The organism is Polynucleobacter sp. HIN11 (assembly GCF_030297675.1).
Lineage (GTDB): Bacteria > Pseudomonadota > Gammaproteobacteria > Burkholderiales > Burkholderiaceae > Polynucleobacter.
The window spans coordinates 389,984-414,281 of the sequence record NZ_AP028142.1; the positions used below are offsets into that span (position 1 = coordinate 389,984).

A 24,298-nucleotide genomic window follows, 5' to 3' on the forward strand; every position below is an offset into this window, starting at 1 on the left:
TTCTAGTCAAATTCATGTCACAACGCTCTCTATCGTATTTACGTTTTCTCAACTGCTTGGATACTTTGGATCGGATCAATCCCGGAAAAAAATTAGATTCCATTGAGGAGCAGTTATTAAATCGGGTGATGTTGGCCTGGGATAGCCAGCAAACGATCTTGGTTGGAGACTTATTAACTGCCCATGAGCTTGGCTCTCAAGCAACACTTCATGGACGGATCAAAAATTTGCAGGCGATGGGTTATATCAAGTTGTCAATTGATAAAGTCGATGCTCGCAAAAAGCACATCGTCCCAACGAAATTGGCTATAAGCCACTACGAAAAGCTCTCCATGCAGATGGAGAGTGTTCTACAAACACCTTAGGTTGGCAGCTGTTTTAAACAGTTCCAACCTTAAATTGGTGGAGTCGGCGGGAATCGAACCCGCGTCCGCAAACACGCTACAACAAGTTCTACATACTTAGTCTAATTATTTAATTTAACTAAGGCAACGCGAATCGACACGCTTTGCATTAGCGATTCACTTAGTTTTCGTATCAACTCTCGTGACGCGGGCTGATCTTATCTCTTGTATATGACCCTGATGTAGCTTGCGCTACCTGACCCAAGAGAGAATCAGTTCAGGGGCAGCCGCAATTAAGCGGCTAGTGCGTAACGTTCGTCGTTAGCAGTTATTGCATTCCCATTGATTTACGAGATAACGGGTCCTCGGTATGCCCTTGATGCTTTGTAATCCACGTCGAAACCATGTCGACCCCGAATTATTTTCACACTAGGACCATTATTTTAAGCCTTTGTGGAGTAAATTGCACATCTAATTGGCAAACAGAATTTGGCGCAGATCCTGTGGGCGATGAATCAGGTAATCTGCACCCCAGGCGTGCGGGGGTTCTTCGCATCCGCAATAGCCGTAGAGAGCTGCTGCTGTTTGCATCCCAGCGGCTTTACCAGACACAATATCGCGAATATCATCGCCGATATAGATGGCTCTGCGGGGATCGACCTTGGCTAAGCGAGCGGCGTGCAAAATAGGTTCTGGATGGGGCTTGGAGTGGGGCGTGGTATCGCCCGAGACTACGCAATGGGCTCTTTTCAGTAAACCCATTTGCTCGGTGAGCGGTTGTGTAAATCGTTGCTGTTTATTGGTGACAATCCCCCACGGAATCTTTTGCTCATCAAGTTCTTGCAAAAGCACTTCCATACCCTCGTAAAGTTTACTGTGGACCAAGAGCGCTTCTTCATAAAAGCTCAAGAAGCGATCACGCAAGGCGATGAACTCGGGATGATCGGGATTAATTCCAAAACTTTTCTGGATTAGCCCTCGCGCTCCTGCGGATGCCATGGGCCGAAGGGTCTCATAGGCCATGGGCGCACGTTGATTTGCAAGCAGTAGACGATTGGCTGCGGCAACCAAATCTGGTGCAGTATCGGCAAGCGTGCCATCCAGATCAAAAAATACCCCTTCAAATACTGGAGTGCCCATTATTGAGACTTGCGGGTTGCCATCATGTAATTCACATCCGTATCGCTACCTAAGCGATAAATTTGTGTGATGGGGTTATAGGTCATACCCTTGAGTTGCAATACTTCTAAGCCGGCAGCACGAGTAAATTGTGCCAGCTCAGATGGTTTAATAAATTTCTCATACTGATGCGTACCCTTTGGTAGGAGTTGCAAAATATACTCCGCACCAATGATCGCAAATAAGTAGGATTTTGGATTGCGATTGAGGGTGGAAAAGAAGAGATACCCACCGGGTTTACAAAGGTTTGCACACGCCTGAACCACCGAGGCTGGATCGGGAACGTGCTCTAGCATTTCCATGCAGGTGACCACATCATAGGAATGACGCTCTTCTTTTGCTAAATCCTCCGCTGAAATTGAGCGGTATTGGACCGTCGTTCCACTTTCGAGTTGGTGCAATTCAGCAACTTTGAGCGCTTTGGTCGATAAATCGATACCAGTTACTGTTGCCCCTGACTTGGAGAGCGATTCAGCAAGAATGCCGCCGCCACATCCGACGTCAAGCACTTGTTTACCTTCTAAACTGGTGATCGATTTAATCCAGTCAAGTCGTAAGGGGTTAATGGCATGCAAAGGTTTGAATTCACTGGTCGGATCCCACCAGCGATGCGCTAGCGCACTAAATTTATCAATCTCACCTTGGTCAACATTACGCATCGAAAATACCATTTAAAGGAATAAATAAGACTATACAAAAAAAGCAATAAAAAAGCCCGGCAAGCCGGGCTTTTAAAGTCCTGGGGACCGGATTACTTCACGGGCTGTGTACCAACAACTTCAATCACAGCGCGACGGTTCTTGGCACGGCCTTCAGCAGTTGCATTGCTGGCAACTGGATCAGCCTTACCTTTACTTTCGGTGTAGACGCGAGTTGCATCAACCTCTCCGGCATTGGTCAAAAATGCTTTAACAGCATTGGCGCGACGCTGACCGAGGGCAATGTTATACGCATCGGTACCAACGCTGTCGGTATAACCAACAATAATGACCACCTCAAGCTTCATCTTTTTGATGTCTTGAGCGAGCTTGTTCAGGGTTGCAACACCTTCAGCTTTGAGAGTTGACTTATCAAAGTCAAACAAAGTATCCGCTTGTAGAGTAATTTTCTTTTGGGTCACTTTGCTTGCAGCGGCAGCAGGGGCAGCAGCAGGCTTTGGTGCGAGCCAGCCATCGCAATTTGGAGCGGCGGTTGCTGGGGTCCAGCTAGCATCACGCCAGCAAAGCGTGCCGTCACCGTTTCTCCATGGTGTGCCGGTAGAGTTTACCCAGTTATCAACATTCTTTGGCTGGGCCATGACTGAACCGGCAGAAATCGTAATCACTGCAGCAAGCATCAGTTTTAGGGTTTTGTTCATTTTTTATCCTCAAAAAACATTTAATAAATTAATGCAACCGAATCGCCTAAAAGCCCAAAAAAGCCTAAAGCGCTACAACATAAATAGGTACTAACTATCGGAATATTAGCACAGGTTGTGTGTCTGTGAAATGATATTATTTCGAGATGGAACAAGCCGCTAAAGAAACTCTCCCAATATCCCTAGAAGACGAAATGCGGCGGTCCTATTTGGACTACGCCATGAGCGTAATCGTCGGCCGAGCCTTGCCAGACGTAAGGGATGGGTTAAAACCCGTACACCGCCGGGTTTTATACGCCATGTATGAATTAAACAATGATTGGAATCGGGCTTTTAAGAAGTCCGCCCGTATCGTGGGTGACGTAATTGGTAAATACCATCCCCATGGCGACACAGCGGTTTATGACACGATCGTCCGCATGGCACAGGATTTCTCGTTGCGCTATATGTTGGTCGATGGACAGGGTAACTTCGGCTCGGTCGATGGCGATAATGCCGCGGCGATGCGTTACACCGAAATTCGTCTTCGTAAGATCGCCCATGAGCTATTGGCGGATCTGGATAAAGAAACCGTTGATTTTGGTCCTAACTATGACGGTAGCGAAAAAGAACCCCTCATCCTGCCTGCAAAAGTTCCTAACTTATTAATTAACGGCTCCTCGGGTATTGCGGTGGGGATGGCCACCAATATTCCGCCCCACAATTTGGATGAGGTGATCCGAGCCTGTCTACATGTTTTACATCAGCCAGATTGCACAATCGATGAACTCATTGAGATTATTCCGGCGCCCGATTTCCCAACTGCCGGAATAATTTATGGCGTTCAGGGGGTTCGTGAAGGGTATCGCACTGGGCGCGGCCGAGTTGTGATGCGCGCCAAGACTCATTTTGAGGATATGGACAAGGGGCAGCGTCAAGCCATTATTGTGGACGAGTTGCCCTATCAGGTGAACAAGAAAAATCTGCTTGAGCGCATCGCCGAGTTAGTCAATGAGAAGAAAATTGAGGGTATCTCGGATTTGCGCGATGAATCTGACAAGTCGGGAATGCGAGTTGTGATAGAACTCAAGCGTGGCGAAGTGCCCGAGGTCGTTCTTAACAATTTATATAAGAGTACCCAGCTTCAAGATAACTTCGGTATGAATATGGTGGCCTTGGTCGATAACCAGCCAAGGCTCCTTAACCTCAAGCAAATGCTCGAGTATTTCTTGGCACATCGCCGTGAGGTGATTACCCGGCGCACCATTTTTGAGTTACGCAAAGCCCGCGAACGGGGTCATGTGCTTGAGGGCTTAGCTGTTGCCCTTGCCAATATCGATCGATTCATTGCCATCATCAAGGCGGCCGCTAATCCAGTAGTTGCCAAACAGGAGTTAATGGCTCAGGCTTGGGACTCTTCGTTGGTGCGTGAGATGCTGGCCCGTGCTGAGGGCGAGGCTCCCGGTGGCCGCAATGCATTCCGGCCCGAGGGCCTCTTGCCAGAATATGGCATGCAAGATAGCGGACTATATCGCTTGTCGGATGATCAAGCTCAAGAAATTCTCCAAATGCGTCTGCAGCGCTTAACCGGTCTTGAGCAAGACAAGATCGTGAATGAGTACAAAGAGGTGATGGATCAAATTGCTGATCTATTGGATCTACTTGCAAAGCCTGAGCGAGTCACCAAAGTCATTGAGGCTGAGCTACTTGAGGTGAAGGCAGAGTTTGGTTCAGAAGGTAGCGACTCGGGTCGTCGTTCTTATATTGAAATGAACGCCACAGAGCTGTTTACTGAAGATCTAATTACCCCAACTGATATGGTAGTAACACTCTCTCACGCTGGGTACATGAAGAGTCAGCCTTTAAGCGAATACCGAGCGCAAAAGCGTGGGGGTCGAGGTAAGCAAGCTGCGGCTACTAAAGATGAGGACTGGATCGACACTCTGTTTGTCGCCAATACCCACGATACGATTTTGTGTTTCTCTGACCGTGGTCGGATGTATTGGTTAAAAGTTTGGGAGGTTCCCCAAGGAAGTCGGACTTCACGCGGCAAGCCAATTGTTAATATGTTCCCATTAGTTGAGGGCGAAAAGATTACTGTGATTCTGCCGATTCAGGGCTATGAAGAGGATCACTATGTGTTTATGGCAACTCGCCGAGGAACCGTGAAGAAAACTCGCTTATCGGATTTCTCGAATCCTCGTAAAGCTGGAATCATTGCGGTTGACCTAGATGAAGGTGATTTTTTAGTTGGAGCGGCCATCACTGATGGTAAGCATGATGTGATGTTGTTCTCAGATGCAGGCAAGGCTGTTCGTTTTGATGAGAACGATGTGCGTCCAATGGGCCGCACCGCCCGCGGTGTCCGCGGTATGAACCTCTCAGATGGGCAAGAGGTGATTGCGATGCTAGTTGCCCCTGCTGAAGTTGCAGAGGGGTCTGTAGCAGCGGTTGAAGATGCCGCAGCACCAAACAGTGTGTTAACGGCGACCGAGAATGGTTACGGTAAGCGCACCCCGATTGCTGAGTACACTCGTCATGGTCGCGGAACGAAAGGCATGATTGCAATTCAGACGAGCGAGCGCAATGGCAAAGTGGTTGCTGCTGCTCTGGTTTCCCCAGAAGACCAAATTATGTTGATTACTACTGGTGGAGTACTTGTTCGTACGCGGGTATCTGAGATTCGGGAGATGGGTCGTGCCACACAGGGCGTCACTCTGATTAACGTCGATGCGGGAACCCATTTGTCTGGATTGCAGCGCATCGCAGAGAGTGATTCGGATGAGGATGGCGACGACATGGCTGATGAGCAGGGCAATACCGAATCCGACACCGCATCTGATGCCTAAGCAAAGCTTCGACTAACCGGACTTCATAATGAGTTTTGACCGCCGCATTTATAACTTCGCAGCGGGCCCAGCAACCTTGCCTGAAGAGGTTTTGGAGCAAGCTCGCGATGAACTCTTGAATTGGCAGGGCCTCGGCACCAGCGTGATGGAAATTAGTCACCGCAGCAAGGAGTTTATGGCGGTTTATGAAAAAACCTTAGCCGATCTTCGCGAGCTTATGCGCATTCCAAACGATTACGAAATCTTGCTCTTACAAGGTGGGGGAATTGGTCAAAATGCGGCGATTCCGATGAATCTAATGCCCTTAGCCAAGAAACCCAAGGCAGATTTTGTGGTGACCGGGATCTGGTCGGAGAAATCCTTCAAAGAAGCGCAAAAATATGGGGAGGCTCACATTGCTGCGAGTTCGCAAGCGCAAGGATTTCAGTCGATTCCAGATCAAAGTACATGGACCTTATCCGAAGATGCGGCCTATGTGCATATCTGTGCTAACGAGACGATTGGTGGCGTTGAATTTGCTGAGTTTCCAAAGCTTGGTAAGACCCCATTGATTGCTGATATCTCGAGCAATATTCTTTCAAAAGCCATGAATGTCAGCGAGTGTGGCGTACTTTTCGCCGGTGCTCAGAAGAATATTGGCCCTGCAGGAGTCACTATTGTGATTGTGCGCAAGGACTTGATGGGGTATGCGATGCCCATTACTCCTTCAATCTGGGATTGGGCAAAGGAGGCAGCCAATCAATCGATGTTCAATACTCCACCCACTTTCCCAATTTATGTTTCGGGCTTAGTATTTGAATGGATCAAGCGGCAAGGTGGGGTAGAAGAGATGGAGCGCCGTAGTCAATTGAAATCAAGCATGCTCTACGAGTTGATTGATGGAAGCTCCTTATATGAAAATCGCGTAGACCCAAAGTGTCGCTCGAGAACAAACATCACATTTTTTCTGAAAGACGAAGGTTTAAATGCAGAGTTTTTGGAGCAATCCAGTGCTGCAGGTTTGGCAGCCCTACGTGGCCATAAGGCCGCAGGAGGGATGCGCGCTAGTATCTACAACGCGATGCCGATTACTGGCGTTGAGACTTTGGTGGAGTTCATGCGTGAGTTTGAAAGGCGTGCCTAATGTCAAATGATGATCAACGGTTAGCTCCGCTACGCGCTCAGATTGATTCGATCGATCAAGAGCTTTTAGAGCTTTTATCGAAGCGTGCCGTGGCGGCCCAAGCGGTCGGCCATATTAAAAATGAATCATCAGCCCCCATTTTTCGTCCTGAGCGAGAGAGCCAGGTGATCCAGAATGTTTTACAAAAGAATCCTGGCCCATTATTGCCGGATGGCCTCGCTTCGATCTGGCGCGAAATTATGTCGGCATGTCGTGCGCTCGAATCCAAGCAAACCATTGCATATTTGGGTCCAACCGGCACTTTCTCGGAACAGGCGGCGCATCAATTTTTTGGGCAGTCGATTGACGGCTTGCCATGCGCGAGTTTGGATGAGGTCTTCAAGGCCGTTGAAAAAGGGGCCGCTAGCTTTGGTGTTGTACCTGTTGAGAACTCCAGTGAAGGCGCAGTTTCTCGAACCTTGGATTTATTGCTAGAAAGTCCATTGCAAATTAGTGGTGAGGTAGTCTTGCCCATTCGGCATCACCTCTTAACCAAGCATGGAAGTTTGGATGGTGTAAAAACAGTTTGCGCTCATGCTCAGGCCTTGGCTCAATGCCAACAATGGTTGAGCACGCATGCGCCTCAATTACATCGGCAGGCTGTTAGTAGTAATGCCGAGGCTGCGCGGATGGCTAGTCAAGATCCAAGTATTGCTGCGATTGCTGGTGAGCCGGCTCAATTGGCCTATGGTTTGCAAATTGTTTCAGCACAGATTCAGGATGATCCAAATAATCGCACACGTTTTGTTGTGATCGGTCAATATGTATGTCAACCATGCGGTCATGATCAGACATCTTTGGTGCTCTCGGTTGCCAATCAACCTGGAGCGGTTCATCACCTATTAGGACCGTTGGCAAAACATGGGGTTTCCATGACGCGATTTGAATCACGACCTGCCCGAAAGGGGTCTTGGGAATACCATTTTTATATCGATATTGATGGACATGCGAGTGATGGCAAAGTAGCCACGGCGATTGCTGAGTTAAAAACGATTGCTGCCTTTTATAAAAATCTGGGCTCCTATCCGCGCGCTAAAAATTAAGAGTTTCATCCATGACCAAAAAAATTGGCTTAGACCATGTACATACAATTGCACCCTATGTTGGCGGTAGACCCATTAGCGAGGTAGCGCGTGAGTTTGGTTTAGACGAAAGTGCGATCGTGAAGTTGGCCTCCAATGAAAATCCCTTGGGTATGCCAACGTCGGCTAAGGAAGCAATGTTGCGGGCCGCCAATGATCTGGGCCGCTATCCAGATTCCAATGGTTTTGAGCTTAAATGCGTCTTATCCAAGCGTCTTGAGGTTCCAGAGGACTGGATTACCTTGGGTAATGGTAGTAATGATATTTTGGAGCTTACCGCTAGAGCGGTAGCACACGCTGGTGATGCCGTTATATTTTCCAAACACGCGTTTGCGGTTTACCCTTTGGCAACGCAAGCGATTGGTGCAAAAGCAGTGGAGGTTGCTGCCGATGCCAATTACGGTCATGATCTGCCGGCTATGCTGCAGACCATTCGATCACTCGGAGAGACTGCCAAGTTAGCATTCGTAGCAAACCCAAATAATCCAACCGGCAGTTATCTGCAGCCAAAAGCCATTGAAGCATTTATATCTGAGATGCCTGCCCATGTGGTGGTGGTATTGGACGAGGCATATAACGAATACCTTGCCCCAGAGCAGCGCTACGACGCAATCGCTTGGGTGAAAAAGTATCCTAATTTGGTAGTTTCACGCAGCTTTTCAAAAGCCTACGGATTAGCAGGGTTGCGGATTGGATACGGTATTGCGCAACCCCATTTAACCGATTTATTAAACCGGATTCGACAACCTTTTAATGTGAATAGTTTGGCCCAGGCCGCTGCCATTGCTGCCCTAGGCGACGAAGCATTCTTACAACGGGGCTACGAACTAAATCGAGCGGGTTATCAACAATTGACGCAGGCGTTTGAGCAAATGGACTTAAGCTATTTGCCCTCATCTGGAAATTTTGTTCTGGTGAAGGTGGGCAATGATAACGAAGCGGGTGCGCGCGTTAACCGCGAGCTATTAAAGCGGGGAGTGATTGTGCGACCCGTTGGTAATTATGGGTTACCACAGTGGCTCAGAATCTCCATCGGCTTGCCAGAAGAAAATGCTATTTGTATTCAAGCTCTCAAGGCTATTTTGAACCAGCCACAGGGCACCGCATGAGTCAAAATCAGTTTGGAACGGTTGCCATTGTTGGCGTTGGTTTGATTGGCGGATCAATTGGCTTGGCACTCAAGAAAGCTAGGGTTGTTACTGAAGTGATCGGCGTAGGTCGAAGTGCAAGCAATCTTGAAGAGGCTAAAAAATTAGGGGCGATTGATCGCATCGATGATCTTGAGGGCGCAAGTAAAAAAGCCCAGTGGATCATTTTGTGTGTCCCCGTTGCACAAATGCGTGCCTGTTTTCAAACGATTGAACCACATCTCAATCCGCACACATTAATTACGGATGCGGGTAGTACTAAAAGTGATCTGATTGTGGCGGCCAAAGAGGTTTTAGGTAAGAAGGTTTGCCAATTTGTTCCAGCCCATCCGATTGCAGGTGGTGCGCAGCATGGTGTCGTGGCAGCGAAGGCTGATTTATTTCAGGGAAAGCAAACCATTATTTGTCAGTTACAAGAGAACTCTGCAGCAGATGTGGCTTTGGTTGAGAGTTTTTGGCAGGCATTAGGGTCGCGCATTAAACGGATATCGGCGATTCAGCATGATGCAATCTACGCAGCAGTTTCGCATTTGCCTCATTTGCTGTCATACGCATTAATGACGAGTGTGCTGAACTCCGAAGATGCTGAGCAAAAGCTTGGCCACGCCGGAGCTGGATTTCGGGATTTCACTCGGATTGCCGCTTCGAGCCCTGAGATGTGGCGCGATATTTGCCTTGCCAATAAATCGGCGATTTTGAAAGAGCTAGATCAGTATCTCGTGATTGCAAATGCTCTTCGTGACCTGATTGCTAAGGAGGATTCGCAAGCGCTTGAGAGAGTTTTTCTGAAAGCTAGTGAAGCTCGTAAGCGGTGGGAAGAGTCGTAATGGCGAGCGAAGCATTACAGATTGGACCTTTCCAAGGCGCCAGGGGTCAGATGACTCTGCCTGGATCAAAAAGTATTTCGAATCGCGCATTGCTGCTTGCTGCATTAGCAAGTGGTACGACCATGCTTAAACAATTGCTTGATGCCGATGATACCCGGGTGATGCGCAATGCCTTGCGTCAATTGGGCGTAAAGGCTGAGGATCATGGTCATGATTGTGAGGTGATAGGTTGTGCTGGCGTTTTCCCAGTCAAGCACGCTGACTTATTCATGGGAAATGCCGGAACTGCCATTCGGCCGCTTACTGCAGCATTAGTCATGCAAGAGGGCAAGTATCGACTCTCTGGAGTGCCGCGGATGCACGAGCGCCCGATTGGTGATTTAGTTGACGGACTCTCGCAAATTGGCGCGCAGATTGATTATGAGCAAGCGGTCGGTTATCCGCCTATTCAAATCCATGCCAGTAAGCTTGCCTTACCTCCCGTAATTCGGGTTAGGGGTGATGTCTCTAGCCAATTTCTGACGGCTTTATTGATGGCACTACCTCTGGTAGCTCGCAAACCAATCCAGATCGAAGTGATCGGTGAGTTAATTTCTAGACCATACATCAACATCACAATTCAATTGATGGCCCGGTTTAGGGTCGAGGTAAATAATCCAACGCCCCATCAGTTTGTGATTGCGCCTACTCAAGCCGGAGCTGTGTACAAAAGCCCCCAAACACTCTGGGTCGAGGGTGACGCATCCTCCGCATCCTATTTTTTGGCAGCCGGCGTGCTTGGTCGAGGTCCAGTGCGCGTTCTTGGGGTTGGTAAAAATAGCATTCAGGGAGATGTTGCTTTCGCAGATGCCATCGAACAAATGGGAGCAAGAGTGCTGCGCGGCGATGATTTTCTTGAGACCAGCGGCGTTATTCATACCGATGGAAGATTGCGAGGTATTACGATTGACTGCACCACAATCCCAGACGCAGCGATGACCTTGGCCGTAATGGCATTATTTGCACAAGGAAAAACCCGCTTAGAGAAGATCGCCAGCTGGCGGGTGAAAGAAACGGACCGAATTGCAGCCATGGCGACCGAGCTGCGTAAATTGGGGGCAGTGGTTCATGAGGGTGAAGATTTCATTGAGGTTCATCCATTAAGTGATGAGCAATGGCATACGCCACCGCAGGGAATTGATACCTATGATGATCATCGGATGGCGATGTGCTTCTCTCTGGCAGCATTCGGTCCAAAGCCAATCTTAATTAACGATCCTCTGTGCGTTGCAAAAACCTTTCCACATTACTTTTCAGAGTTGGCACGAATCACGTATTAATTTCCTATGAAGGAGTATTTGGGTTGAGCCTTCCCCCGGTCATCGCAATTGATGGACCCACTGCCTCAGGCAAAGGTACGGTTGCAATGCAAGTTGCGAACCGTCTTGGATTCCATTATTTGGACAGTGGCGCTCTATATCGTCTAGTAGCGCTTGCTAGCCAGCAAAAGGGCGTCCCACCTTCCGATTGCCGCGCCTTGGGTGAGCTTGCCCTCGCCATACAGATTGAGTTTAAAAATGGACTCATTTTCTTGGGTGGTGAGGATGTCACAGAGGCCATTCGAGACGAGTCCATTGGGGTTTTGGCATCCCAAATTGCAGTTTATCCAGAGGTGAGGGATGCCCTTTTGGCCCGCCAAAGAGGGTTTCGGAGGACCCCAGGCTTAGTGGCTGATGGTCGGGATATGGCTAGCCGGATCTTTACAGACGCTGTTTTGAAGGTGTTTTTGACGGCCAGTGTGGAGGCTCGGGCGGAGCGTCGATATAAGCAATTGATCGCTAAGGGAATTTCTGCTAGAATGGACGTCCTTTTGCAAGATTTACAGGAACGAGACGCTCGAGACATTCAACGAGCAACCGCTCCTCTAAAACAAGTTGAAGGGGCGCATTTGCTCGACACCTCGAACTTATCGATCGATCAAGCAGTTGAGCAGGTACTGTCTTGGTACCAAGATGTAAATGGAAGATAGAAGTAGAAGTTGAAGTTTGGCGCTTAAGTTAGCACCCACGGTAAACAAACCGCTAGCTTGAGTTTTATTAACCCAACCCGTCAGTAATTGGCGGCACAAAGTGAACCTCATGTCTGAATCTTTTGCAGCACTATTTGAAGAATCCCTAACCCGTTCTAATATGAAAACCGGCCAAGTTATTTCGGCCGAAGTCGTTCGTATTGATCATAATTTCGTCGTTGTGAATGCCGGTCTTAAGTCCGAAGCATTTATACCCGTTGAAGAATTCCAAAATGACCAGGGCGAGCTCGAAGTCAGCCCTGGTGATTTCGTATCTGTCGCAATTGACGCCCTAGAAAATGGCTATGGCGATACGATTTTGTCCCGCGATAAAGCAAAACGTCTCGCGTCTTGGATGAATCTCGAGAAAGCTCTTGAAGGAGCTGAGATCGTTACTGGCACAGTAACCGGTAAGGTGAAGGGTGGATTGACCGTTATGGTTAATGGTATCCGTGCCTTCTTGCCTGGATCACTGGTTGATACTCGTCCAATTAAAGATACCAGCCCTTACGAAGGCAAGACCATGGAATTTAAGGTCATTAAGCTAGATCGTAAGCGCAATAACGTTGTTCTCTCGCGTCGTGCCGTGGTTGAAGCTAGCCAGGGTGAAGAGCGCGCGAAGATGATGTCTAACCTCCAAGAGGGTAGTGTTGTTCAGGGCACCATTAAGAATATTACCGATTACGGCGCATTCGTTGATCTTGGCGGTATTGATGGCCTTCTCCACATTACTGACTTGGCTTGGCGTCGTGTGCGTCACCCCAGCGAAATGCTGACTGTGGGTCAAGAGGTAACCGCTAAGATTCTGAAGTTTGACCAAGAGAAGAATCGTGTTTCATTAGGTATTAAACAGTTGGGCGATGATCCTTGGGTTGGTATTGCTCGTCGTTACCCGCCCAATACACGTCTCTTTGGCAAGGTCACTAATCTGACCGATTATGGCGCGTTCGTTGAAATCGAGAGCGGCATAGAAGGCTTGGTTCACGTATCTGAAATGGATTGGACCAATAAGAATGTGGCCCCAAGTAAAGCAGTTGCTTTGGGAACCGAAGTAGAAGTAATGGTTCTGGACATTGATGAAGATAAGCGTCGTATAAGCTTAGGTATTAAGCAATGCAAAGCAAACCCATGGGAAGAGTTCTCACGCAGCCATCAAAAGGGTGACAAGATCAAAGGGGCAATTAAGTCCATTACAGATTTTGGCGTCTTTATTGGCCTACCTGGCGGAATTGATGGCTTGGTTCATCTGTCTGACCTATCATGGAATGAGCCTGGCGAAGAGGCTGTTAAGGCCTTTAAGAAAGGCGATGAATTAGAAGCCGTTGTTTTGGCAATTGATGTTGAGAAGGAGCGTATCTCCCTTGGCATCAAACAAATGTCAGGTGATCCCTTTAACAACTTTACGTCGACCAGCGACAAAGGCAGTATGGTTACCGGTACCGTCAAGAGTGTTGATGCAAAAGGAGCTGTAATCGCCCTCGCTGATGAGGTGGAGGGTTATTTGCGCGCCTCAGAGATCTCAACCGATCGCGTTGAAGATGCACGCAATGCGCTTAAAGAGGGCGATTCTGTCACTGCAATGATCATTAATATTGATCGTAAATCACGTTCGATTAATTTATCGATCAAGGCAAAAGATAGCGCTGATCAACAAGATGCCATGAATAAGTTACAGGGTGATGCTGGCTCTGGTACAACCAATCTTGGCGCCCTGTTGAAGGCGAAAATGGATAATCAAAGCTAAGGTGATTCCGCCACCCTTTGGGTGGCGGGCTAATTAGACTATGTCAGATCAAGAGCACCAAGCGATAACCCGTTCTGAGCTGGTTGAGAGCCTTGCGGAGCAGTTTCCGCAACTCCTACCTCGGGATGTTGAGCTAGCAGTAAAAACCTTGCTAGACACCATGACCCAAGCCTTAGCCGAAGGCAAGCGTATTGAGTTGCGCGGTGTAGGAAGCTTTGTTTTGCATCATCGACCCGCTCGTACTGGACGTAATCCAAAATCGGGTGAGAAGGTCCTAATCCCAGAAAAGCGCGTTCCGCATTTCAAGCCAGGCAAAGAACTTCGTGAGCGTGTTGATTACAAGCCACTCGATCAAAAAATTATTCTTGACTCAGGTAGTTCGGGTGCCTAGTCCTGTGGTGGTAGATCTCCCAGAGATCTAAAAATAGTACGTCTATTCATTCGCCACTGAAATGATTCAAATTGAAACCGGTTGGTTACTTCTAATCCCCATATTCTTCGGTTTGGGTTGGCTAGCTTCTCGCTGGGATTTGCGCTTAGAGGCGCGCCAAGATGAGCGTGAACGACTAAAACAGCAACGCTCGACCTTTAAAGGCTTAAACCTGTTGCTCAATGAGCAGCCCGATCAGGCGATAGAAACCTTGGTCAAGGTTGCTCAATTGGACCCAGAAACAGTCGATCTGCATTTTTCACTGGGTAATTTATTTCGCCGTCGTGGTGAGACCGAGCGAGCGATTCGCGTTCATCAACATCTGGCTAATCGTGAAGATTTAAAACCGCGCGATCGAGATCATGCTGCATATGAGCTGGGACGTGATTTTTTGCGTGCCGGTCTATTGGATCGTGCTGAAGCGTCTCTCAATCAGGTCGGTGCTGGCAAATATGCCATACCCGCTAAAGAGAGTCTTCTCGAGATGTATCAAATTGAGAAGGACTGGAAAAAGGCCATTATTGCTGCTAATGAACTTCAGGGCTTGCAAGATAAAAGCCATCAATTGGAGATTGCGCAGTTTTATTGCGAGATTGCACAAGAGGCGCTACGACGTGCTGATTTTCCCGAAGCAAATGAGGCCATCCATCACGCCCTATCCGCAATTCCAAACCATGCCAGAGCCTTAATCTTGCAGGGTGATTACTATTTGGCCAACGAGCGCCCCCAACAGGCGATCGATGTCTGGGCAATTGTGGCGAAAGAGAATCCCGCTTATATGCATTTAGTAGCTGATCGGTGGATGGCTGCACATCATGCTGTCAACCAAGTCGATCTTGGTTTGGATCAATTACTCGCTCTCCTCAAAACCCAAGCCATTGGTGAGCTCTTAGACATCGTGCATAAGCATATGATGCAAGTTCGGGGGGCTAAGGCGGCCGAAGCCATGTTAATCGATGTGATGCAGCATTCTCCGACACTTAGTGCATTATCGAAGTTAGCGGAGACGCGTTTAGCCTTGGCAGAAGTAACAGGACCCGAGACACGGGTGGCGGATTTAAAGTCTACCCTTGGGTTACTCAAGCAGCGGACAACCGCTTTGGCACGTTATACCTGTGGAAATTGCGGATTTCGGGCAAGGCGTTTTTATTGGCAATGCCCTGGCTGTAATCATTGGGAGGCATACTCACCCCGACGGACTGAGGGTGCAGTCCCAAGCGGCCCGTCGATGTAATCAATCACTCAAATGATCAAGTTAGAAACATGTATTAAGGAATAAAAATTGAAAGTCACCATTGTCGGTAGTGGATATGTAGGATTAGTTACAGGGGCATGTCTAGCCGAACTCGGAAATACGGTTTTTTGCTTAGATCTCGATCAGAAAAAGATCGATATCTTAAATTCGGGTGGAGTTCCAATTTACGAACCGGGGTTGCAAGAGATGATCGCCCGTAATCGAGCGGCTGGACGTATTCAATTTTCGACCGATGTGGCAGCAGCTGTTCAGCATGGTGAAATTCAGTTTATTGCGGTGGGTACCCCGCCTGATGAGGATGGCTCAGCCGATTTGCAGTATGTGATTGCGGCAGCACGCAATATTGGCAAACATATGAATGGCCCTAAGGTGATTGTTGATAAGTCAACGGTGCCAGTTGGTACCGCCGAGAAAGTTACGGCAGCTATTACCGAGGAATTAAAAACACGCAATTTAGATCCTGCATGGTGTTCAGTGGTCTCCAATCCTGAGTTTTTGAAAGAGGGTGCTGCGGTGGAAGATTTTATGCGTCCCGATCGCATTGTGATTGGTACCAATCAGGATGCTGCGGGTCTACGCGCTAAAGAATTAATGCGCAAACTTTATGCACCATTTAATCGGCATCATGAGCGCACCTATTACATGGATGTAAAGAGTGCCGAGCTTACAAAATATGCTGCCAATGCAATGCTGGCTACCCGTATCTCCTTTATGAACGAGCTTGCCAATTTAGCCGATGCGGTTGGAGCTGATATTGAGTCCGTTCGCCAAGGGATTGGCTCAGATTCCCGGATTGGTTATGGATTTTTATACGCAGGAACGGGCTATGGAGGCTCTTGCTTTCCAAAGGATGTATCGGCTCTATCTAAAACTGCTCTGCAGCATGGGCGCGATCTTAAAATTTTAGAGGCTGTCGAGGCAGTCAATCGTCAACAAAAAACAATCTTGATTGAGAAGATTACCAAGCGTTTTGGTGAGAATCTTTCTAATCATCGATTTGCGGTGTGGGGTTTAGCATTTAAACCCAATACAGACGATATGCGTGAAGCACCTAGTCGATTCATTATTGCGGCGTTAGTTAAGCGTGGCGCACAGGTAATGGCTCATGATCCAGTTGCAATGCCTGAGGCACAACACGCCTTTGAGATCGATTTTCAAGGAAAACCAGATCAGCTTCAAAAAATTTCCTTAGTAAAAACTCCTGAGGATGCCTTGGTAGGAGCTAGCGCATTAATTATTGTGACCGAGTGGAAAGCATTCCGTAGCCCTGATTTTGATTATCTAAAACAGGCGATGAAGAACCCAATCATTTTTGATGGACGCAACCTTTACGAACCCCAGTCGATGACCGAGCTGGATTTTGAGTATTACGGGATTGGTCGGCATAATTAACATTTGAATTAAATTTAGAGCGATGACTGAGAAAGCTGACCGAACACAATTTAGTAAAGCACGCCTTTTGGTGGTGGGTGATGTCATGCTCGATCGTTATTGGTTTGGTGATACTAGTCGCATCTCGCCTGAGGCCCCAGTTCCTGTGGTGCAGGTTGGAAAGATTGATGAGCGCTTGGGGGGCGCGGCTAATGTGGCCCGCAATGCCTCGGCTTTAGGAGCGCAAACCAGTCTTCTAGGGGTGATTGGAGTGGATGAGGCTGGTAAACGTGTAGAAGCCTTATTGCAAGATAGTGGTGTACAAAGCTACTTACAAGCTGATCCCAAAGTACCCACGACGGTTAAGTTAAGAGTGATTGCCCGTCAGCAGCAATTAATCCGTTTGGACTTTGAAGAGACCCCGAGTTCCAATTCGTTAGCACAGAAACTGAAACAGTTCGAGACATTATTGCCCAAAGCAGATGTTGTTATCTTGTCCGACTATGGCAAGGGCGCGTTGGAGCAAGTGGCCAGTATGATTGCCTTAGCAAAAGCCAAGAATAAGATTGTTTTGGTCGACCCAAAGGGTGATGCATATTCGAAGTATCAGGGGGCTACTGTGTTGACGCCCAATCGCAGTGAATTGCGGCAAGTGGTTGGCGCATGGTCCAGCGAAGCGGAGCTCACCCAAAAGGCTCAAGCCTTGAGAGAGCAGCTTCAGGTTGAGGCCTTATTATTAACTCGCTCTGAGGAGGGTATGACATTATTTACCTCTGCGGGTGCAAGTCATGTGCGTGCGCAGGCCCGCGAGGTATTTGATGTATCAGGCGCTGGTGATACCGTCATTGCTACTCTAGCAGTAGCCTTGGCAGCAAAATGGCCTTTGGAGCGTGCGATGGCCTTAGCCAATCGCGCTGGAGGAATAGTGGTCGGTAAATTGGGAACAGCAACCGTTTGTGCAGAGGAGCTACAGTGACCTATATCGTGACTGGTGCCGCCGGATTTGTAGGTGCGAATATTGTTCGTGCTTTAAATGCCCGTGGAGAAAAAAATATTATTGCAGTCGATGATTTGCGACCTGCAGATAAATATCGCAATCTAGCCGATTTGGATATTGCTGATTACATCGATAAGAATGATTTTTTAGAGGGCTTTCATGAGGGCTGGTTTGGTAAGGTAAAGGCAGTATTCCATGAGGGCGCATGTTCAGACACGATGGAGACCGATGGGGTTTTCATGATGAACAATAACTATCAATACTCCATCAATCTCTATGAGATATGCACCGATCAAAAGGTCCCATTTCTTTATGCATCATCGGCTGCAACCTATGGAGGATCCGATACGTTTGTAGAGGATCGGCAGTATGAGAAGCCTCTGAACATTTATGGCTACTCAAAGTTTCTGTTTGACCAATATATGCGTGCTCGTATGGCTGAGAAGGCCCCGACGGCTCAGGTAGTTGGCTTTCGGTATTTCAATGTGTATGGCCCACGTGAGTCTCATAAGGGCAGGATGGCCTCGGTTGCATTTCATCATTACCATCAGTTCAAAAATAATCAAACGGTCAAATTATTTGGTGAGTATGGCGGCTATGCACCTGGTCAGCAATCACGGGATTTTGTATCGGTTGAAGATGTGGTGAAGGTGAACCTCTTCTTTTTGGATCATCCAGAAAAGAGTGGTATTTTTAACCTTGGCACAGGTCGTGCTCAACCGTTTAACGACGTTGCGCTGGCAACTGTAAATACCATGCGTAAACTGGCCGATCAACCAGCGTTACCATTGGCAGATTTAGTGCAACAAGGTCTCATTCAATATATTCCATTTCCCGATGACTTACGGGGCAAATATCAGTGCTTCACGCAAGCCGATTTAACTCAATTAAGGGCGGCAGGCTATAACGATAGCTTCTTAGATGTTGAGAATGGTGTCAGCCAATACATTGCCTGGCTATCAGCAAATTCTGATTTTTTAGCAAATCCCCTCTAGACCATTTATTTCGTCAACCCAATCAACCATTGGGCGTTGAAGAAAGCCATGACACTTTCGTCATGGTTTGTTCATCAACCTCAAAGGAGAAATTATGGGTTTATCGACTCTGTTTCACACATCTGCTAAAGCTGTATCTAAAGGATCGATGATTGGCATGACGGCATTAGCGCTGGCACTTCCTCTTGGCATAACTCTTGCAAATGCTGCTCCAGTCAATGTCAATACGGCCAGTCAGACCGAGTTAGAGAGTATTCGTGGGCTTGGGCCGTCAAAAGCGAAGGCAATTATTGCGGAGCGAGAAAAGGGTGGTGCGTTTTATGACTCATATGATCTGCAATCACGGGTTCGGGGTATTGGCGAGCGCTCGGTTAGTAAATTAATGGAGAATGGTTTGAAAATCGAGGGTCAAAGTGGGTACCGTGAGACAAAAAGTGGCTCACGCTCAGAGATGCGTTCCACAAAAAAGACGTCCAAGTATCAGGCTAAAGCGCCTGCGGCGGAGAACGAGCGGTCGACTGGTTCGCGTCAGCGCTATTGAAATCAGCGGTATTGGGTGAAGTTATCGCTAAAATAACTCTATGACCCAATCTAATCCATCTGCGGCTCTCTATCCAACGATTTCTCAAACCATTGGCAATACCCCTTTGGTTCGCTTACAGCGTATTCCTGGTGTGGAGAATGAGCGGCGCGGTAATGTGATTTTGGGTAAGTTAGAGGGTAATAATCCAGCCGGGTCGGTCAAGGATCGACCCGCGCTCTCCATGATTAAGCACGCTGAATTACGAGGCGATATTAAACCTGGCGATACCTTAATTGAGGCTACGAGTGGCAATACCGGTATTGCGATTGCCATGGTTGGGGCGATGTTGGGTTACAAAATTATTTTGGTCATGCCCGAAAACCAAAGTCTTGAGCGTCGACAGAGCATGGCTGCATATGGTGCAGAACTTATTTTGACCTCTAGCTCAGGCGGGATGGAGTTGGCTCGAGATTACGCAGAGCAACTACAGAAAGAGGGTCGTGGCAAGCTATTGGATCAATTTGCCAACCCAGATAATCCGCGGGCTCACATTGAGACCACGGGGCCAGAGATTTGGTGTGATACACATGGTCAGATTACTCATTTTGTTTCCGCAATGGGGACTACGGGAACGATTACTGGCGTATCGACGTATCTAAAGTCCATGAATCCAGAAATCCAAATTATTGGTGGGCAGCCCGAAGAAGGCTCGCAGATTCCTGGAATTCGGAAATGGGCACCCGCCTACTTGCCTAAAATCTATCAAGCTGAACGTGTCGATCGAATTGAGTATGTGACCCAGGCGGAGGCTGAAGAAATGGCCCGTCGTATGGCTAAGGAAGAAGGTATCTTTTGTGGTGTGTCAGCTGCAGGCGCTTTAGTGATTGCGCTACGCGTTGCTCAAACGGTTGAAAATGCTACGATCGTATTCATTGTGTGCGATCGGGGCGATCGCTATTTATCGACAGGTGTATTCCCAGCCTAGTTATTTGACTTCGATGGCTTACTCGATTTCTTCGCTTTACTATCTTTCTTAGTTGCTTTGGCTGTTGATGATCGATTTTTATGGGTGGGCACTGGGCCCGGCCCTGGTTTATCGATCTGGTCTCGTGCAAGTACACTTTTGTTTTCATACCCTAGCGCCTGCGCAAATTCAGCAACACTTTGAGCGTAAAAGTAACTACGGTTGTAGTTCACAATACTGAGGAAGTTTTGGAGTCCAACAACATAAAGGATCTCAGGCTCTTGATTAACTCCAGGCGATGGTAAATCAATAATCAAGGCTTTGCTACTGGGTTCAACCCCGCCTTGCAGTAGATCGCCGTTGCTGGGCTGCAAAATACCGAGCTGAATTAATTCTGCAACTGTAATTTTAGCAATCGGCTGACCATCGGCCAGCTCAATAATTTTTGCTTGAGTTTGCTCATTTTGAATGACAGGAAAGTAGATGGGCATACCAGGTTGCCAGCCATGGACTTTAAGGAAGTTGGCAACACTAAAGATTGCGTCACGTCGACTATTGCGAAGATCAATTACGCCATCCCCATCCCCATCGGTGGCAAATTGCAAAATACTTCCAGGCATAAACTGGGGAAGGCCAATGGCGCCTGCATAAGAGCTTCTTTGATTGAGGCAACGATTAAACGCATCTTGCCGATTCTTTGCTTCTTGCCAGCACAAAATAATTAGGTCTTTCAGTTGATTCTGAAAAAGGAGCTCACGCGCTGCTTGATTGGGCGCCTCTGGATAGTCAAAAGCAAGCGTGCTTAGTACATCCTTGACCCGGAAGTTTCCCATTTGACGACCATAAATCGTCTCCACCCCAATAATCGCCGCAATCACTTGATGAGGAACGCCAGATTCCGATTCGGCAGCTTCTAGAGCAGCACGATTTTGCTCGATAAAGGCAAAGCCAGCTCGAATACGGACGGGTTCCACAAAGCGCGAACGATATACCCGCCAGTTTTTTTGAAAGCTAACAGGCGGAGGAGCAACTAATTGTTTGACTTGGGATAGATGTTGAACATCTTTAAAGCCATCTTCGAGCAATCCCAAAGGGATATTTTGCTGCCGCGAGATCTGATCGAGAAGCGCCTTGAGCGAAGACGGATCTCGTTTAGCGCTAGATACAGTAGCCTTATCAGTACGAACCTCTACTTCGGGTTTTGTGGACTGAGGATTAGGTGCTGTGCTTGGTGGAGTGGGCGATGCACAGGCGCCCAACAGAATCGTTAGTGCCAGGCTGGAGAAAAACGGTAGAAAGTTCAAGATCGCGCTAAGATAATAAAAAATAGTATTTTTAATACAAATTCATACTAAGTATAGTTAGTTGTTATTCGATGAGAGACAAATATGAGCACAGCCTACATCAGCCATCCTGATTTTATGAAACACGAGATGGGTCGCCATCATCCAGAGTGCCCTGAGCGAATTGCCGCCATTGAGGATCAGCTAATTCAGAGTCGTCTGGATACGCATTTAAAACGGATTGATCCGCCACTCGCGTCGGACGCTGACATCACACGAGTACACAGCGAAGATCATTTAGCATTTGTGAAGAGTAAGGCTCCGAGTAGTGGCTACTCGATGATTGATGGCGATACCATCATGAACCCAGCAACGTTGACAGTCTCCTTGCGTGCAGCCGGCGCAGCAATAGTAGCAGTGGATGCCGTGATGCAAGGTGAGGTCAATAATGCATTTTGTGCGATTCGGCCTCCGGGACATCATGCCGAGCCTCATCGCTCGATGGGATTTTGTGTATTTAATAATGTGGCAATCGCCGCGCGTTATGCCATCGAAAAGTATGGCTTAGAACGTGTCGCCGTGATTGATTTTGACGTGCATCACGGTAATGGCACAGAGGCCGCATTCATCAATGACCCGCATGTACTAATGTGCAGTTTTTTTCAACATCCCTTTTACCCCTACAGTGGTTTAGATGGTGGTGACAATATGGTCAACGTGCCCTTACCAGCAACTACCAACGGTAAGATCGTCCGTGACATGATTAGTAAAACCTGGATCCCACGACTTGATGAATTCAAACCACAGCTCATTATTATTTCAGCCGGTTTTGACGCTCATCGTGAGGATGATTTAGGCCAAATGGGCCTGGTTGAAGACGATTACGTATGGATGACCAAGCAATTAATGGAGGTTGCTAATCGCCATTGTGACGGTAAGATTGTGAGTTGCCTTGAGGGTGGATATAACCTTTCTGCATTGGGGCGTAGCGTGGTTGCTCACCTGAAAACCTTGGCCGAGATTTAATCTGAATCACGATAAAATAGACGTTTAGATAAGCAAAAAGGTTGTCGTTCATGAAGGTTTTGGTCGCAGTTAAGCGAGTGGTCGATTACAACGTGAAGGTTCGCGTTAAATCCGATCAATCGGGGGTGGACATTGCTAATGTCAAAATGAGCATGAATCCCTTTGATGAAATTGCTGTTGAAGAGGCGGTTCGACTCAAAGAGGCAGGCCTTGTTACAGAAGTTATTGCTTTTTCAGCAGGCCCTCAAGCATGCCAAGAGACATTAAGAACTGCCTTAGCGATCGGCGCAGACCGCGCAATTTTATGCGAGACGGATATCGAATTACAGCCTTTAGCAGTTGCTAAATTGCTTCAAGCCATCTATTCCAAAGAGCAGCCTCAGCTCATCATTATGGGTAAGCAGGCGATTGATGATGATAGTAACCAAACCGGGCAAATGTTAGCCGCCTTGCTCAATCTGCCCCAGGCAACATTTGCTTCTAAGGTGACTATTAGTAATGGGCAGGCATCGGTCACTCGCGAGGTTGATGGCGGTCTTGAGACTGTTGCAGTTTCTTTGCCTGCTGTGATCACGACCGATCTTCGCTTAAATGAGCCGCGTTACGTCACTCTACCCAACATCATGAAAGCCAAGAAAAAGCAGTTGGATATTGTCAAGCCCAATGATCTAGGGATTGATATTACCCCGCGGCTGAAAACCATTCGGGTCGAGGAGCCACCAAAGCGCTCAGCAGGTATCAAAGTGCCGGATGTGGCAACTTTGATTGATAAGTTAAAAAACGAAGCAAAGGTACTGTAATGGCTGCACTGGTTCTCGCTGAGCACGATCAGCAATCATTAAAAATGGCCACGCATCATGCAGTAAGCGCTGCTAAGCAATGCGCTAATGTGGTTGATATTTTGGTAGTGGGCCATGATGTGGATACGATAGTCCAAGAAGCCAGCAAGATTGAGGGGATTGGAAAGGTTCTTTATGCCAATGCACCGCATTTTGCCAACCAGTTACCGGAGGCAGTTGCGGAGCAAATTCTTGCCCTAGCCCCAAACTATGACTATTTTTTAGCGCCCGCTACGGCACACGGTAAGAGTGTGATGCCCCGGGTTGCGGCGAAGCTGGACGTTGCTCAGCTTTCCGATATCACTAAGGTGGTGTCTGCCGATCAATTTGAGCGGCCCATTTATGCGGGTAACGCAATTGCGACGGTTCAAACGATTGACTCTAAAAAAGTGATTACGGTACGAACCACGAATTTTGATCTTGCTGGGACTAGCGGATCATGCTCTATCGAATCAATTTCTCCGGTACAGCCATTTGCCGCAAGTCAATTTGTTGGTCGCGAGTTAACCAAATCAGACCGTCCTGAGTTGTCGGCTGCAAAAATTATTGTTTCTGGGGGTCGTGGGCTTGGCTCTGCCGAGAAATACAAGGAGTTGATTGAGCCATTAGCAGACAAGCTTGGCGCTGCTCTCGGCGCTTCCCGTGCTGCAGTGGATGCAGGTTATGTACCTAATGATTATCAAGTGGGTCAAACTGGGAAAATTGTAGCTCCTCAGCTTTATATTGCAGTGGGTATCTCTGGAGCAATTCAGCATCTTGCTGGCATGAAAGACTCCAAAGTCATTGTGGCGATTAACAAAGATCCAGATGCACCAATTTTTGGTGTCGCCGACTACGGACTCGTTGGTGATTTGTTTACTCTTGTACCTGAGTTAACTGCCTCGATCTAAGCTCAAC

22 protein-coding genes, 1 other RNA gene and 1 pseudogene are annotated in these 24,298 nt (G+C 47.8%); 19 read left to right on the forward strand and 5 right to left on the reverse strand.

The features are described 5' to 3' along the window. Positions 1 to 14: 14 nt before the first annotated feature. A complete protein-coding gene (locus QUE60_RS02050) occupies positions 15 to 365 on the forward strand; it encodes a hypothetical protein (RefSeq protein WP_286227049.1) in 351 nt (116 codons plus the stop codon). Positions 366 to 400: 35 nt separating this feature from the next. Here QUE60_RS02050 and ssrA read toward each other — a convergent pair. The 4 genes from ssrA to ompA form a co-directional block, all read right to left on the reverse strand. Beyond that, positions 401 to 759, reverse strand: a transfer-messenger RNA (tmRNA) gene (gene ssrA, locus QUE60_RS02055). Between the two features lie 56 nt (positions 760 to 815). Then, positions 816 to 1,484 (reverse strand): HAD family hydrolase, encoded by a 669-nt coding sequence (locus tag QUE60_RS02060; RefSeq protein ID WP_286227050.1) that lies wholly within the window; start codon positions 1,482 to 1,484, stop codon positions 816 to 818. After that, positions 1,484 to 2,182: a bifunctional 2-polyprenyl-6-hydroxyphenol methylase/3-demethylubiquinol 3-O-methyltransferase UbiG gene (gene ubiG, locus QUE60_RS02065; protein WP_286227051.1), complete on the reverse strand. Its 699-nt coding sequence runs from the start codon at positions 2,180 to 2,182 to the stop codon at positions 1,484 to 1,486. Before ubiG ends, QUE60_RS02060 begins: the two co-directional genes overlap by 1 nt. A gap of 92 nt (positions 2,183 to 2,274) precedes the next feature. Next, positions 2,275 to 2,880 (reverse strand): outer membrane protein OmpA, encoded by a 606-nt coding sequence (gene ompA / locus QUE60_RS02070; protein WP_286227052.1) that lies wholly within the window; start codon positions 2,878 to 2,880, stop codon positions 2,275 to 2,277. Between the two features lie 146 nt (positions 2,881 to 3,026). Here ompA and gyrA point away from each other — a divergent pair, with 146 nt between their 5' ends. The 15 genes and pseudogenes from gyrA (at position 3,027) to cysM (ending at position 20,274) form a co-directional block, all read left to right on the forward strand. Then, on the forward strand, positions 3,027 to 5,708 hold the full coding sequence (gyrA, locus tag QUE60_RS02075; protein ID WP_286227053.1) for a DNA gyrase subunit A: 2,682 nt from the start codon (positions 3,027 to 3,029) through the stop codon (positions 5,706 to 5,708). 28 nt (positions 5,709 to 5,736) lie between these two features. Next, entirely contained in the window at positions 5,737 to 6,831 is a 1,095-nt protein-coding gene (gene serC, locus QUE60_RS02080) for a 3-phosphoserine/phosphohydroxythreonine transaminase (protein ID WP_286227054.1), read from the forward strand. Then, positions 6,831 to 7,913 carry a prephenate dehydratase gene (pheA, locus tag QUE60_RS02085; protein ID WP_286227055.1) on the forward strand — a complete coding sequence of 361 codons (1,083 nt, stop codon included), beginning with the start codon at positions 6,831 to 6,833 and terminating at the stop codon, positions 7,911 to 7,913. The genes serC and pheA overlap by 1 nt, the downstream gene beginning before the upstream one ends. Positions 7,914 to 7,924: 11 nt before the next feature. After that, on the forward strand, positions 7,925 to 9,061 hold the full coding sequence (gene hisC / locus QUE60_RS02090) for a histidinol-phosphate transaminase (protein WP_286227056.1): 1,137 nt from the start codon (positions 7,925 to 7,927) through the stop codon (positions 9,059 to 9,061). Continuing rightward, positions 9,058 to 9,927 carry a prephenate dehydrogenase gene (locus tag QUE60_RS02095; protein WP_286227057.1) on the forward strand — a complete coding sequence of 290 codons (870 nt, stop codon included), beginning with the start codon at positions 9,058 to 9,060 and terminating at the stop codon, positions 9,925 to 9,927. The genes hisC and QUE60_RS02095 overlap by 4 nt, the downstream gene beginning before the upstream one ends. After that, on the forward strand, positions 9,927 to 11,246 hold the full coding sequence (gene aroA, locus QUE60_RS02100) for a 3-phosphoshikimate 1-carboxyvinyltransferase (RefSeq protein WP_286227058.1): 1,320 nt from the start codon (positions 9,927 to 9,929) through the stop codon (positions 11,244 to 11,246). The genes QUE60_RS02095 and aroA overlap by 1 nt, the downstream gene beginning before the upstream one ends. Before the next feature lie 23 nt (positions 11,247 to 11,269). Continuing rightward, the gene (cmk, locus tag QUE60_RS02105) at positions 11,270 to 11,935 is read left to right on the forward strand and encodes a (d)CMP kinase (RefSeq protein ID WP_286227059.1); all 666 of its coding nucleotides are present in this window, start codon (positions 11,270 to 11,272) and stop codon (positions 11,933 to 11,935) included. Positions 11,936 to 12,044: 109 nt separating this feature from the next. Continuing rightward, positions 12,045 to 13,718, forward strand: a complete 1,674-nt coding sequence (rpsA, locus tag QUE60_RS02110; protein WP_286227060.1) for a 30S ribosomal protein S1 — start codon at positions 12,045 to 12,047, stop codon at positions 13,716 to 13,718. 40 nt (positions 13,719 to 13,758) lie between these two features. Continuing rightward, positions 13,759 to 14,055, forward strand: a pseudogene (locus tag QUE60_RS02115) (integration host factor subunit beta); the annotation flags it as partial. Positions 14,056 to 14,170: 115 nt separating this feature from the next. Further along, entirely contained in the window at positions 14,171 to 15,382 is a 1,212-nt protein-coding gene (gene lapB / locus QUE60_RS02120) for a lipopolysaccharide assembly protein LapB (RefSeq protein WP_286227061.1), read from the forward strand. A gap of 48 nt (positions 15,383 to 15,430) precedes the next feature. After that, the gene (locus tag QUE60_RS02125; protein ID WP_286227062.1) at positions 15,431 to 16,795 is read left to right on the forward strand and encodes a UDP-glucose dehydrogenase family protein; all 1,365 of its coding nucleotides are present in this window, start codon (positions 15,431 to 15,433) and stop codon (positions 16,793 to 16,795) included. A gap of 22 nt (positions 16,796 to 16,817) precedes the next feature. Continuing rightward, positions 16,818 to 17,750, forward strand: coding sequence for a D-glycero-beta-D-manno-heptose-7-phosphate kinase (gene rfaE1, locus QUE60_RS02130; RefSeq protein ID WP_286227063.1), 933 nt, complete (start codon positions 16,818 to 16,820; stop codon positions 17,748 to 17,750). Then, a complete protein-coding gene (gene rfaD / locus QUE60_RS02135) occupies positions 17,747 to 18,766 on the forward strand; it encodes an ADP-glyceromanno-heptose 6-epimerase (protein WP_286227064.1) in 1,020 nt (339 codons plus the stop codon). The genes rfaE1 and rfaD overlap by 4 nt, the downstream gene beginning before the upstream one ends. Positions 18,767 to 18,860: 94 nt before the next feature. Beyond that, positions 18,861 to 19,307: a ComEA family DNA-binding protein gene (locus QUE60_RS02140; protein WP_286227065.1), complete on the forward strand. Its 447-nt coding sequence runs from the start codon at positions 18,861 to 18,863 to the stop codon at positions 19,305 to 19,307. A 40-nt stretch (positions 19,308 to 19,347) separates the two neighbouring features. Continuing rightward, the gene (gene cysM, locus QUE60_RS02145; protein ID WP_286227066.1) at positions 19,348 to 20,274 is read left to right on the forward strand and encodes a cysteine synthase CysM; all 927 of its coding nucleotides are present in this window, start codon (positions 19,348 to 19,350) and stop codon (positions 20,272 to 20,274) included. Here the strand turns inward: cysM and QUE60_RS02150 are convergent. Beyond that, positions 20,271 to 21,557: a lytic murein transglycosylase gene (locus QUE60_RS02150; RefSeq protein ID WP_286227067.1), complete on the reverse strand. Its 1,287-nt coding sequence runs from the start codon at positions 21,555 to 21,557 to the stop codon at positions 20,271 to 20,273. The genes cysM and QUE60_RS02150 overlap by 4 nt on opposite strands. Before the next feature lie 84 nt (positions 21,558 to 21,641). Between QUE60_RS02150 and QUE60_RS02155 the strand changes: the two genes are divergently transcribed. From QUE60_RS02155 to QUE60_RS02165, 3 genes are read left to right on the forward strand one after another with little or no spacing between them, the layout of a single operon-like run. Then, complete coding sequence (locus tag QUE60_RS02155; protein ID WP_286227068.1) at positions 21,642 to 22,562, forward strand: histone deacetylase family protein; 921 nt, start codon at positions 21,642 to 21,644, stop codon at positions 22,560 to 22,562. A gap of 50 nt (positions 22,563 to 22,612) precedes the next feature. Continuing rightward, positions 22,613 to 23,362 (forward strand): electron transfer flavoprotein subunit beta/FixA family protein, encoded by a 750-nt coding sequence (locus QUE60_RS02160; RefSeq protein ID WP_286227069.1) that lies wholly within the window; start codon positions 22,613 to 22,615, stop codon positions 23,360 to 23,362. After that, the gene (locus tag QUE60_RS02165) at positions 23,362 to 24,291 is read left to right on the forward strand and encodes an electron transfer flavoprotein subunit alpha/FixB family protein (RefSeq protein WP_286227070.1); all 930 of its coding nucleotides are present in this window, start codon (positions 23,362 to 23,364) and stop codon (positions 24,289 to 24,291) included. Before QUE60_RS02160 ends, QUE60_RS02165 begins: the two co-directional genes overlap by 1 nt. Positions 24,292 to 24,298: the final 7 nt, after the last annotated feature.